Raw genomic sequence first — 12462 nt, forward strand, 5'->3', positions numbered from 1 at the left:
AATGTGCAAGCTAACTGTGGCTAGCAAAAATCGGGGCAAAATTGCAGAAATCAAGGCTGCATTTACAGGATTGCCGTTTTCGGTCATACCGGTAAGTGACTGCGGCGATTTTTCAGAACCGGAGGAAACCGGCGAAACCTTTGCCGCCAATGCCGAACTAAAGGCGCGTTATTACGCAGAGGCAACAAAAACGATTTGCTTGGCAGATGATTCAGGGCTTGAGGTGGATGCGCTAAACGGTGCGCCAGGAGTATACTCAGCCCGCTTTGCCGGTCCGGCGGCGACAGATGCTGACAACAATGCTAAACTGCTGAAGCTTTTGACCGGACTCGGTTCAGAACAGCGGACAGCTCGCTTTCGCTGTGTTCTCGTTTACTACGATCCACTAGGAGACCTGCTGACTGCAGAAGGGACCTGCGAAGGGATTATTTTAGAGACACCGCGTGGTGACGGCGGCTTTGGATATGACCCGCTGTTTTATATACCGGAGCTTGGCAAAACATTAGCTGAAATGACGCTAGCCGAGAAAAACGCGGTCAGCCATCGCGGCGCCGCGTTGCGGGACTTAGCTAAGGTGTTGAAGCAAAAACTATGAAAATTGGTGTCATCAGCGATACCCATGGCGACCGCCGTTCCATTGAGCGTGCAGTAGCCCGGGTAGGAACAACAGATTTCTGGCTGCATGCAGGCGATCATGGTCAGGACAGCCGGAGTTTGGTAGAGTTGACTGGATTGCCAGTTGTTTCAGTCACCGGTAACTGTGATGGACGTACTGAGGCGAAGCCTGATGAATTTCTCGAATTCGAAGGTTACCGAATTTGGTTGACCCACGGTCATCGTAATCATGTTCGGGAAGGACACGCTGATTTGCTGTTTTGGGCGAGAAAATATGAAGTACAGGCCGTGATTTACGGGCATACTCATATTCCGGAAGTTCATTGGGAGCAAGACCTGCTGATCTTCAACCCAGGCAGCGCCAGTCGCCCCCGCGGCGGCTTTCCGGCCAGTTGTGGCCTGCTCATTGTATCGTCACAGATAATTACTCCCCAGCTTATTGAATTATAGCTGCGTATTCCTTCGCCTGCTCAATGCCCTCTGCCGTTAACATTTTTCGCTTTTGTTTGTCTCCAAAGGACTAGTGTAGTATTTATATTTGTGAAATGATGCACGTTCTTAACATAATACTTGTGTTTTTGCGAAAAATGTGAAATAATTAGCATACGCATTTGCGTAATGTAGTATACTAATTAAATGATTGTGTCGTTAGACATGCAGAGGAGGGTGTTCATGACTATTTTAGAAAAGGCCATTTCTTTACGCAAGAAACATAAAGGAATGCTGGAGGTAGCAGCGAAGGCTACACTAGCTAACCGCGAAGATCTTAGTGTAATCTATACCCCTGGCGTCGCCGAACCCTGCAAGTTAATCAAACAAGACAAAGACCTTTCCTTTGATCTGACTTGCCGTGGCAATATGGTGGCTGTCGTAACCGATGGCACTCGCGTTTTAGGTTTAGGAGACATCGGCCCGGAAGCAGCTTTACCAGTTATGGAAGGCAAATCTGTGCTATTTAAGGTTTTTGGTGACGTTGATGCAGTACCAATTTGTCTGGACACCAAAGATCCAGCAAAAATTATCGAAACTGTTCGTCTGCTGCAGCCGACGTTTGCCGGCATTAACCTGGAAGACCTCTCTTCGCCAAAATGCTATGATATCGAAGACGAACTTAAAAAGATCATGGACATTCCGGTATTCCACGATGATCAGCATGGAACCGCCATCGCTGCAGTTTCTGCCTTGATTGGGGCACTGCGTTTTGTTAAAAAAGATATCAAGACTGCGAAAATCGTCGTCAACGGTGCCGGTGCGGCAGGCAGTGCCATTGGTCGTTTGATCGTTAGCGCCGGCGCCCAGAATTTAATTATGGTTGATGTTAACGGTGCGCTATATGATGGAATGCCAGGACTCAATCGTATCCAAGAACAACTAGCGAAAAACTCGAATAAGAATCAGCAAAAAGGCAACCTAGTTGAAATTGCTAAAGGCGCCGATGCCCTGCTTGGCGTATCAGGCCCCGGACTGTTTACCAAAGAGATCATTGCTTCGATGGGTAAGGATGCTATCGTTTTTGGCATGGCGAACCCTGTACCGGAGACTAACTATCAGGATGCCAAAGCCGCAGGCGCTAAAGTTGTCGGTACTGGCCGCTCCGACTCTCCAAATCAGGTAAATAATGTAACTGTTTTCCCAGGCGTGTTCCGCGGCGCAATCGATGTGCGAGCTAAGCAAATTAATGAAGAAATGAAGGTTGCTGCTACCTACGCCATCGCTGATTTGATTCGTCCGGAAGAATTACGTGAAGACTACATAGTTGTTGACGCATTTGATCCGCGTGTTGCCCCTGCGGTTGCCGCCGCTGTTGCCAAGGCAGCGATGGAAACCGGCGTCGCCCGCATCCAGGTTGATCCCGAGACCGTACGGGCCAACACTGCTGCCCGTATTAAACGTAACCAGGAACGTTAAAAAATATAGAGTCTGGTCTTGACATAACAGTCTGTTCTCAGCTATAATACTCTTTGTGGTTATACAAACGGGGCGTGGCTCAGCTTGGTAGAGCACCTGGCTTGGGACCAGGGGGTCGCAGGTTCAAATCCTGCCGCTCCGACCAATTTAATCACAAAGTTCGCGGGTGTAGCTTAATGGTAAAGTCCTAGCCTTCCAAGCTAGCTACGTGGGTTCGATTCCCATCACCCGCTCCAATTGTAACAAATCGGCACAGGGCATACGCTCTGTGCCGTTTATCCAATAAAATATATGCGCCTGTAGCTCAGAGGATAGAGCAACGGACTTCTAATCCGTTGGTCGTACGTTCGAATCGTACCAGGCGCGCCAGTAACTACGCGGCTCCCAAGGTTTTGGGAGCCTTTTATTATGTCAACTGTTGGCGGTTTTGTTGGCAATCAATTAAAAAATGTTGCCAATGACCACCAATAAAAGCAAAAGGACAGGTCTTGAGCCTGCCCTTTTTATCACTTCTTGACTTTTCTGCTGTGTTTTCTGAAGGGCTCCAATCGTGATGGTCGCTTCCTGCACAACATTCTGCAGGAGGTGATTGCAAATGCTCATCGTGATATTAGCTTAATCTAAAATATCACGATAAAAAAACAAGCCCGGATATCCGGGCTTAAGGAAACTATTTCTTAGGATTAGTTGACTTTGCAGGCGGGAACCCGTTAGGATAACTGATACAACTATATTGCGAGGGACCGCAACTGGTTGGCTTTTGTGTCTCCTGCTTTTCGGTAGTGGGGCGTTGTTTTGGCCCGCTATAATTTACAGAATACATATCAAACATCATCAGCACTCCCTTCTATGAATTAAATTTTTTATCATAATATTGCTTTCGTTGTATCCACTTAAAGCCTTCGTGCTTAGTGATAGCGGCGATGTCGGTATGTCCGCCGATTGAATCAGCTCCTGGACGATATTTTGCCCATTTTGATGCAGTTTCAACCAAGAAAGCGGCCAATTCTGCTGCATCTTGGATTGGCATGGGAGCCGTAATAAAACCCGCATCTAATTCTATTCCACATTGATTCATAATATCCTGTATTTTAGCGGGTGGAATTCCTGCATTAGCTAAAATGGTTGGTAGTTGTGTGCCAAACCCTTTCATCAGGCGGATTACCGGCTCTGGCTCGCCATCCCAGCATATTCCGGTAATGCCTTGGCCTTGCGCATTTATGGGACCATTACACTGACCTTGTGCAATATATATTCGCCAAACCTCTGGTAAAGATTGCCCTGTTGAATATCCTGCAATGTGAAACCCGAGGTATGGCCTGTCGGCCACTGGAGTTGTTTGAAATGCCTGGTTGTAATTCATATCAAAAATGAATTGCTTGAATTTTTCTGCTACATCTTGAATCGTATAATTAGTGGGATCTATGTTAAATTGATGGCCAGTACTCATGGCGTAATTTCTAAAATCTTTCACGAGAGTTCCTATTGATGCTTGCCCTATCCCGCCCAGTCCGGCTGTTTGGAGCCCAATAGGCAACCCTTTGGGGACATTAAATAGTTTATTGGCGTTATTGTAGATATAGGCTGCGTTGCCATTATGCGAAAACATTGTTGCTGCGCTGTCGGTAGCCATTACTACACCGTCGTTTACTTTGATTGAAATTGCGATGGTCATATAATCTTTCCCTTCATAGTATGACTAACATCGATAAAAGGTCCCTGCCTTAAATAACACCTTCCCCTATTCGATATATTCTGTAGGGATAATGGGGTATCTCTTTCAAAAGCGACATAACGGAAAGAAGATATTTAACCTATCTAAGACATTGCGCATCGTTGTGCGTGTTATTGAGCTGCAAATTCTCCATTTAATGCATAATTCGGTGGTAGGATGGAAACTCCTTCATGGTTATGGAAAATTTAACATACTAGTATTTTAACACTGTCAATTCTGTATATGTTGATTTTATATACAAAAAGGACAAGCACTATTATGCCTGCCCTTTTTGTGTGTCTGTCTGCTGCTTTGCGGCCGTAATGAAAGTTTCCATCCTGTCGGCAATGTCGCGGTCTACACGCTTCAAAGCGTGGCTGTAAATATCGCTTGTTGTGCTAGGTTTGCTATGGCCTAGCCGCGAGGATACGCTTTTCAGGTTGACACCCTGGACAAGGGCAAAGGTCGCGCTCATATGCCTGAAAGCGTGTGGACTGATATGGGGTAATTTATTAGCAGTGGTGAACTTCGTTAACCAATTATTGAAGGTATCAGGGTGCATGACTTCGCCGTTCCAAGCTGTGAATATGTGCTCAGTTTTTCGCTCTTCTTCTTTGTCTATGGGTGCTGTGCCTTCTTCTTGTTTAAGTGATGGCCGCCATTTATTAGCTAGCTTAAGCTGTCTTGCAGCTTGCTGTGCTTTGTGCTGCTTAAGTAAGTCCATGACCGAACCAGGGACAGCTATTATTCGCTTTGACGTTTCTGTCTTAGGCTTTTTGAGGGAAAGACCTTGACCAGTCGTAGAAAAAATCAAGACCGTCACAGACACCGTCATCCAGTACGTGCCGAAAGAAATTTATATCCAAGCCAATGGTACAAAGGCCACCGAGAAAACCGACGTACAGACAGAAATAAAACAGCCGACCGTCAATGTTAAGGTGAACGGTCAGCCGTATGAGTTCGGATTGTTGCAGGGTGAGACGCAGAAGTTTGAGCAAGGGAAGGTAAGTCTTAGTCAGTCATCTGAAATCGGCATCAACCTTGAAATCAAGCCGCAGATCATCGACCGGACAAAAACGGGCGGCATTGAATTGTTTTTTGGTAAGTATTCAGGCATAACCATCCAGCACAAACAGATCGGTGTTGATGCCGGCGTGGACCGGCACGGGGATCAGGATTATAGGCTGCGGTGGAAGGCTATTCAATGGTAATTCTATAGTTTTCTTCCTGGTTTTGCCCGGAGGGAAAACTTCCGGGGCATCTTTTATTTTTATACCTATCCTTTTTACTAGTTGAGTGTACGAATATAAAATGAGAGGGAGAATGATAATTATTTTGATACTTTTGCGGCAATGCCTTTTTCATCAAATTCCACTTCAGTTCCGGCTTCAAAGGCCTTTGTTTCTATTTCAAAATTGCCTATTAAAAAAGTCCGTAATGAACGCAGTTTGGTGTCCTTGTTTAATGTACCCTTGATGACTTCGCCTTTCTCGTTTAGCAACACGGGCTTTCCAGCCATAAATTCAATAAATCCGGAATAAGCCGTGATATCTGTAATGTTTTCGGTTAATATTTGTGACCACCCTACAGGGCGAAAATAGGAATTATCAGCTAATGTACAACGCGCCGGTATCCCGTTTTGATGAAAGCTTATTTCGCCGCCAGATACTCCTATATGATTCGTTGCATTCAGCACAATGTTGTGATCCGATCCGTTTAATGTTCCGTTAATGGCTTCTCCTCTATCGTTGAAGATAACTTTTGTGCCGCCCTTAAATGGAAGAAGCCTGTTTTTCGGCATTGGATCTACATATGTAGGCATAAAAAGAATTGGAGGAGGTGCGTAGCTCATGGCAGTTGGTTTGACAACATTCTGTGTTGTGCCAGTTTCGTATGGTAAATTTACGTCATCGGCTAATGTGCCTTCAAGTACTTCTCCATACATATTGAGCGTAACAACAGTTCCTTTTTTGAATTTTGGTATTTCAGACCAAGTAGCCACTATAAATCCAGGCGGCATTATTTTTGTATCATTGTCCAATTTCTTTGTAAATTGAGAAGCAGTAGCACTTGGGTTGCCGGATAAGAACAAAAAAGCAATAAGTATTACGCCGCTCAAAAACTTTCTTAAACAATATCTCACCATGTTTGCCTCCTCTGTTTTATGAATATTTTACTATATTTTACCATCGGATGTTTCACGAGTCAAAAGTATATTTGAGGTTTGGTTTGCCGTATCCTTCGGGGTACGGCTTTTTTGTTTTGCATCGTGGCACTTTGCTTCAACTAACCATATAATGTATTAGATAATTAATTAGGGGGTGTTCTTATGGGACGTAATTTTGGTTTTGGAGGCTGTGGAAACGGATTTGGTGGTGGTATCATCATTATCATCATCATCATACTTCTGCTTTTCAGCTTCGACAACGACTTTACGAGCTAAACCTATTCTCTTAGGCCACCTCTGCCCGACCCACTCTTGATTATCTATTACCTCCTTTTAAAATGCCCTACCGCCGGGGCATTTTAATTTTCGTCCAGTTGATGGATGGTGACTTTTGGCTTTGTCCCGGCTTCGGCTGGTTTTTTTGTTTTTAATATATAATCACTAGAGGAATAATCTGGTACAAAGCGAATCTCTAAGTTTAGGTAGATCATGAGAAAGAGTTAGGAGGGATGACGGTGCGAAGATCCTGCAAATCTTGTGGCAAGAACATTGAAGAAAAGCCTGATGATTGTATCTGTGAAGGTGCAACTATAGAATATTGTGAGAAATGTCAAAAGGAAAAAGAAGCAGAGGAAGAGAAAAGAAAAGCTCTAGAGTTGAAAACGCTAGATGAGCAAATTCGGGCCCGATTTGTTTGCTGCAAGTGTAAAAGTAAGAATGCCCGCGTTAAGCGAATATCTACTACTGGCGATGGATTCTCTAGGTTGATGAATTTCCAAAATAATGTTTTCCTCGTAGTGTCATGCTGTAATTGTGGCTATGTTGAGCTATACGATCCGGTTATACTTGAAAACAAATCTGACCGCTGGGCTATATTCGATTTACTTTTCGGTAATTAAGCTAACGATGTAAAACGTCCTATGCCAACCGCTCACCCTTCGGGGTGGGCGGCTTTTTTTGTTTTGTAACCGAGTTCTGTAATCCAACATAGTATGTAGTAGATTCAATAGGAGGTGTTTTCATGGGTAACCGTAATTTTGGCGGTTGTGGATTTGGTGGATCTGGGATTGTGATAATTATTATTATAATCCTTCTGCTGTTCTTTGTCTTTGAGGACAACAATTTCACAACTTAGCAGTATTAGCTAACCTAACCGCCTCCATCTTGACATCTATTACATCCTGCTAAAATGCCCCAGCCACCGGGGTATTTTAATTTTGCCGCTGGCCGTTTGGCTGGGGCTTTTTTATTTAGAGAGAATTAGCAGAGATATGGTATTTAGTCACGAATAGGCTAAATATCATACGCAAGGGAGCAGAAGAGTACGATGACAACTTTCGAGTTGATAAATCAAATGATTGTTGCCTTAGCACAGTTGCTTTGGCCAATTCTCGGATTTACCATTGTGTTTATTTTAAAAAAGAAATTGCCGAATTGCTAAAAAGAATAAAAAAAGGTAAATTTCTCGGTCAAGAAATTGAGTTAAATAATCAAATAGAAAATTTGCAAGTGGCTACACAAAAGGAAGCAAGTGGGAGGACGGATATTCAAAATTGATCGTATATTAGATGTGCGACAGGCAGCATCTCTCAACCTCGCCGGTCAAGGCATTAGATACACGTGCCGCATTTGCGGTAAAGAAGTTTATCTGTTTTGTGATGAAGGACGATGGTTTCTTGATGTAAAGTAATAAGGACGCCAAAGCTTGGAATGTCTGTTTGCGGATACCAGGAAGGTAGTTTGCATGGTTTTTCCCTTACGCTCCTTTGAGGGACGTTTTTAATTTCCTGTTTTTCGGAATTTCCAACCGTTGGAATGAAATCTTTTGATAATTATTTAGTGAATTACGGAGATGCCTATTATTCAGGATCGAATGACTCTGCCCGTCATCATTGGCAGCAGATTTGTAAATACTGGCTTGCTAGAGCTATGCGACCATCAAAAAAAACAGATAAGAATTAATATTAAGAATATATTGACAGGGTTGCTTTGACAGTCGTACAATACAAGTAAAAATAGTTCATGCATGATGAACAAAATGCATATAATTTGATGCGGAAAGGATGGAGATATACAAGAATATGGAATCAATGGATAATATCGTCAAAGGCGATCAATTATGGAAAATTAATTCGGTTGCTAATTCTATAAGAGTGTTGAAATGTTTTACAGGAAATAAGCCGGAATGGATATTGTCACAGCTTGCTTTAGAACTTAAGATGCCTAAAAGCACGTTGCTAAACATGCTCAGGACGTTAGAACTGCTTGGTCTGATCATAAAAAATGAGAGTAATCAGAGCTATCGTCTAGGTCTTGAACTGCTTGAATTTGGTTACAGCGTAAGAAGATCCTTGCCCATTTTGGAATATGCAGTTCCACTTCTCGAAGATATTCAAGCCAGCACTAATAAAATGGTCTATTTTACTGTTCCGAGGCACGGGAAGGTTTTGTATCTTGAAGGAATTTACCCTGGAAAAAGAACGATTGGTTACTCTGTTACAGGCAAGACACTACTCATGCATTGTACGGGATGCGGGAAAGCGATGCTTAGTCAGATGCGAGAAGATGATGTGAAAACAATTGTTAATTATTATGGACTCCCACAATACACTCCGACAACTATAACTAACTATGATGACCTTATACAAGAACTTCAGAGGGACCGAGAAAGAGGTTATTCTATTGACCGCAGTGAGGAAACTCATGGCGTGAAATGTGTTGCAGTTCCTATAAGAAGCAAGGAAAGAGTGCTAGGAGCAATCAGTATTTCAGGATCAATCATTAGTATGCAAGATGAAATATTGCCATCATATGCAGAGATGTTGATGGATGTTTCAAATTTGCTTTCTACAAAAGCTGATTTATTTCCGTCGTGTTCAATTCTGCCCCAATAGCGAAGTAAACAAATTCCAAAGGAGGAATAAGATTCTATGGACAAAGAAACTGCAGGATTCATTCGGAGACACAAGGTGATAGCAATCTGCCGCAGACTCTATGGGCCAGATCTGCTTAGTCTGGCCAGTGCTCTAAGTCAAGGTGGAGTTAACATGCTGGAAGTCACCTTTGACCAGAGTGATCCGGAATGTATTAAGAAAACATCTGAGGCGATCCGAAGTCTTCTTGAAAAATTCGGAAGTTGCATGGAGATTGGTGCAGGGACGGTTCTTACTAAAGAGCAAGTAATGGCTGCCAAAGATGCCGGAGCAAGCTATATCATTTCTCCAAATGTTGATGTAGAGATCATTAAGTATACCAAGGCACTAGGACTTGTTTCAGTTCCCGGTGCGATGACTCCTTCGGAGATTTTAACTGCTCATAATGCTGGAGCTGATTTTGTAAAGCTATTTCCATCCGGAACCCTTGGCTTTAATTACATAAAAGATATTTTGGCTCCGATTAGCCATGTGAAGCTTGTTGCTACAGGAGGAGTTACCGAGGAAACTCTTCCGGAATATCTGAAACTTGGATTTGCCGGGGCTGGAGTAAGTGGACGTCTTTCAGAAAAGAAACTTATTGCTGAAGGTAATTTTGAAGAGATTACAAGAAGGGCCCAAGCCTTTTCAAAAATTGCAAGCGACTATTAGAAAAAGAGCTTGTCTCATGCTCATAAATAGGAGAGTAGATTAATGAAAAAAGTAGTAGGCTTTGGAGAAATCATGCTGCGAATGAGTCCGGCTGGCTATTATAAGTTTTCCCAGGTGGATGAGTTTAAGGTTAACTATACAGGAGCGGAAGCTAATGTCTGTGTTGCACTTAGCGCGACGGGGATGACGGCGGAGTATGTCACGAAAGTTCCTGATAATGATATTGCGCGATGTGCAATAGCTACCATGCGAAAATTTGGTGTTGGTGTGCGCCATGTTGTTTATGGTGGCGATAGGCTTGGTTCTTACTATCTAGAACGAGGTGCCTCACAACGACCATCGAAGGTGATTTATGATAGAAAGTACTCATCGATATCGATGGCGAAAAGAGAAGAGTTCGACTGGGAGACAATTCTCGAGGGTGTGGATGCATTTCATTTTACCGGGATTACGGTTGCACTAGGCGAGAATCTACCTGGTATCTGTTTAGACGCATGTAAAGTTGCCAAGAAAAAGGGAGTCCAAGTTTTTTGCGATCTAAACTACAGAAAAAATCTTTGGACGCCTGAACAGGCACAGCATATTATGCCCGAGATTGTCGCAAATGTTGATGTTCTCGTAGGCAATGAAGAAGACGCGGAAAAGGTGCTTGGTGTGAAAGCCGCTAATAGTGATGTAGCGAAAGGGGAACTCGATCGTGAAAGCTATGTGGATGTAGCTAGGCAACTCTCCGAGAAGTATGGATTAAAAACTGTTGCATTTACTCTGAGAACTAGTATATCGGCATCAGATAACAATTGGGCGGGAATAATTTATGCCGATAAAAATGCATATTTTTCAAAGAAATATAAAATGCATATTGTTGATCGTGTCGGTGGCGGAGATTCTTTTGCTGCTGGTCTGATCTATGCAATTTGTAACGGCTATGACCATCAGAAGACTATCAATTTTGCGGTTGCAGCATCATGCTTGAAACACTCAATCGAGCTTGACTTTAATCTGTCAACTGTCAGTGAAATTGAGGCATTAATGGGTGGAGACGGTTCGGGGCGTGTTCAAAGGTAATTATCAACAGAAGATATTCTATAAGGAGATGATGAGATGAAATACTTATATGGGCTAACTACGGCAATGATAACTCCTTTTAGTAAAGATGGAACAGTCGATCTCGATAAGATGAAAAACCTAACAAATTTTTTAATAGAAAAAGGCACTCACTGCTTGTATCCACTGGGAACAACGGGAGAAGGATTTAGGCTCTCAGTAGAAGAGAGAAAGCAAGTTGCACAAACAGTTGTCGAAACAGCTAATCACCGGGTTAGAGTATACATCCACGTAGGGGCTGTCAATCAAGAAGATACTATTGAATTGGCCAAACATGCGCACTCAATCGGAGCAGAGGGGATTGGTTGTGTAACGCCATTTTTCTTGGGTGTGAATGATCGAGAAATGGAAGAGTACTTTGTCAAAGTTGCATCAAGTGTTCCGGATGACTTTCCGGTATATCTATATAATATTCCTCAATGCGCAGCAAACGATTTGAAAGTAGAAGTTGTCCAAAAAATAGCCAACCGATGCCCCAATGTCGTTGGTGTTAAGTACAGCTACGCTGATTTATTTAGAACGAGCGAATATCTCACTATTAATCAAGGAACTGCTTCCGTAGTAAGTGGAGTGGATCGCTTATTCCTGGCTGCTTTGGCAATGGGATGTCATGGAACGGTATCCGGGGTCGCCTGTGTATATCCGGAACCATTTGTAGCCATCTACGACGCATTTAAGGTCGGAGATCTGGAGAAGGCTAGACAACTTCAAACACTTACTAACAAATATATCTTGACACTAAAAAGCGGCTGTAATATGTCCTATTTTAAGGAAGGACTTAAGCTGCGAGGGATTGACGTCGGATATATGAAAGCCCCGCAGTTAGATTTAACGGACGAGGAAATAAATGAACTAAAAAGACAATTGACTGAAATTGACCGCGAGGCCCGGGCAATGGGGTTGTGAGGTTGATATGGAGAATTTGGGAGTCTGGATAGGAATTGTAGTGCTAATCTATGCGTCGGGTATGTTTTGGTTGGCGCTGTCACTAAAATATTATACTCAATTTGGCCCCGGACCGGGTTTGTTTCCGCTGTGGTTAAGCGGCATCTTAATAGTGATAACACTACTATTTATTTGGCAATCTGTTAAGCACGATGCCATTCGCTTCTGGGATGTTTTCCCGAATCGGAAAGCGTTTAGAAATGTATTATCGGTTTGGGGCTCGATTCTCTTATTCATGATTCTATTGAATTACACTGGATTTACGATTGCTAGCAGTATCCTGTTATATACCCTATTTATCCGAGGCTATAAGTGGCATTGGGCATTAGGGTTATCGATCGGTGTGTCTGTCTTCTTGTTCTTGGCATTTAACAAAGCCTTCGGCATTCCGCTTCCAGTTAATGCCTTGGGTTGGTAAGGAGGGG

The 12462-nt window shown here is 43.2% G+C and carries 13 protein-coding genes and 3 tRNA genes; 13 read left to right on the forward strand and 3 right to left on the reverse strand.

The annotated features are described in order from the left end of the window. Position 1 precedes the first annotated feature (1 nt). From AXX12_RS11445 to AXX12_RS11470, 6 genes are all read left to right on the forward strand, one after another. A complete protein-coding gene (locus AXX12_RS11445; protein ID WP_066243092.1) occupies positions 2-595 on the forward strand; it encodes an XTP/dITP diphosphatase in 594 nt (197 codons plus the stop codon). Next, positions 592-1065, forward strand: a complete 474-nt coding sequence (locus AXX12_RS11450) for a metallophosphoesterase family protein (RefSeq protein WP_066242488.1) — start codon at positions 592-594, stop codon at positions 1063-1065. Before AXX12_RS11445 ends, AXX12_RS11450 begins: the two co-directional genes overlap by 4 nt. A 222-nt stretch (positions 1066-1287) precedes the next feature. Beyond that, complete coding sequence (locus tag AXX12_RS11455; protein WP_066242489.1) at positions 1288-2523, forward strand: NAD(P)-dependent malic enzyme; 1236 nt, start codon at positions 1288-1290, stop codon at positions 2521-2523. Positions 2524-2591: 68 nt separating this feature from the next. Continuing rightward, positions 2592-2668: transfer RNA gene (locus AXX12_RS11460), tRNA-Pro, on the forward strand. Between the two features lie 17 nt (positions 2669-2685). After that, a tRNA-Gly gene (locus AXX12_RS11465) sits at positions 2686-2759 on the forward strand. Positions 2760-2816: 57 nt separating this feature from the next. Continuing rightward, positions 2817-2892: transfer RNA gene (locus AXX12_RS11470), tRNA-Arg, on the forward strand. Positions 2893-3370: 478 nt separating this feature from the next. On the opposite strand, the gene AXX12_RS11475 is transcribed toward AXX12_RS11470, so the two are convergent. Continuing rightward, a complete protein-coding gene (locus AXX12_RS11475) occupies positions 3371-4198 on the reverse strand; it encodes an Ntn hydrolase family protein (RefSeq protein WP_066242492.1) in 828 nt (275 codons plus the stop codon). 316 nt (positions 4199-4514) lie between these two features. Further along, positions 4515-5060, reverse strand: coding sequence for a tyrosine-type recombinase/integrase (locus AXX12_RS11480; RefSeq protein WP_066242493.1), 546 nt, complete (start codon positions 5058-5060; stop codon positions 4515-4517). Positions 5061-5079: 19 nt separating this feature from the next. Here AXX12_RS11480 and AXX12_RS11485 point away from each other — a divergent pair, with 19 nt between their 5' ends. Beyond that, complete coding sequence (locus AXX12_RS11485; protein WP_066242495.1) at positions 5080-5448, forward strand: hypothetical protein; 369 nt, start codon at positions 5080-5082, stop codon at positions 5446-5448. Between the two features lie 119 nt (positions 5449-5567). Here the strand turns inward: AXX12_RS11485 and AXX12_RS11490 are convergent, their stop codons facing one another. Further along, entirely contained in the window at positions 5568-6383 is an 816-nt protein-coding gene (locus tag AXX12_RS11490) for a hypothetical protein (RefSeq protein WP_066242498.1), read from the reverse strand. Between the two features lie 536 nt (positions 6384-6919). On the opposite strand from AXX12_RS11490, the gene AXX12_RS19040 reads away from it, so the two are divergent. From AXX12_RS19040 to AXX12_RS11520, 6 genes are all read left to right on the forward strand, one after another. Further along, the gene (locus AXX12_RS19040; RefSeq protein ID WP_197470697.1) at positions 6920-7303 is read left to right on the forward strand and encodes a zinc ribbon domain-containing protein; all 384 of its coding nucleotides are present in this window, start codon (positions 6920-6922) and stop codon (positions 7301-7303) included. A 1182-nt stretch (positions 7304-8485) separates the two neighbouring features. Then, positions 8486-9298: an IclR family transcriptional regulator gene (locus AXX12_RS11500; protein WP_066242501.1), complete on the forward strand. Its 813-nt coding sequence runs from the start codon at positions 8486-8488 to the stop codon at positions 9296-9298. Between the two features lie 36 nt (positions 9299-9334). Next, positions 9335-9988 carry a bifunctional 4-hydroxy-2-oxoglutarate aldolase/2-dehydro-3-deoxy-phosphogluconate aldolase gene (locus AXX12_RS11505; RefSeq protein ID WP_066242503.1) on the forward strand — a complete coding sequence of 218 codons (654 nt, stop codon included), beginning with the start codon at positions 9335-9337 and terminating at the stop codon, positions 9986-9988. A 42-nt stretch (positions 9989-10030) separates the two neighbouring features. Further along, entirely contained in the window at positions 10031-11053 is a 1023-nt protein-coding gene (locus AXX12_RS11510; protein ID WP_066242506.1) for a sugar kinase, read from the forward strand. A 36-nt stretch (positions 11054-11089) separates the two neighbouring features. Further along, positions 11090-11998 carry a dihydrodipicolinate synthase family protein gene (locus tag AXX12_RS11515; RefSeq protein ID WP_066242507.1) on the forward strand — a complete coding sequence of 303 codons (909 nt, stop codon included), beginning with the start codon at positions 11090-11092 and terminating at the stop codon, positions 11996-11998. 7 nt (positions 11999-12005) lie between these two features. After that, positions 12006-12455: a tripartite tricarboxylate transporter TctB family protein gene (locus tag AXX12_RS11520; protein ID WP_066242512.1), complete on the forward strand. Its 450-nt coding sequence runs from the start codon at positions 12006-12008 to the stop codon at positions 12453-12455. The last annotated feature ends 7 nt before the right edge of the window (positions 12456-12462 follow it).

This window comes from Anaerosporomusa subterranea (assembly GCF_001611555.1).
Taxonomy (GTDB): domain Bacteria; phylum Bacillota; class Negativicutes; order Sporomusales; family Acetonemataceae; genus Anaerosporomusa; species Anaerosporomusa subterranea.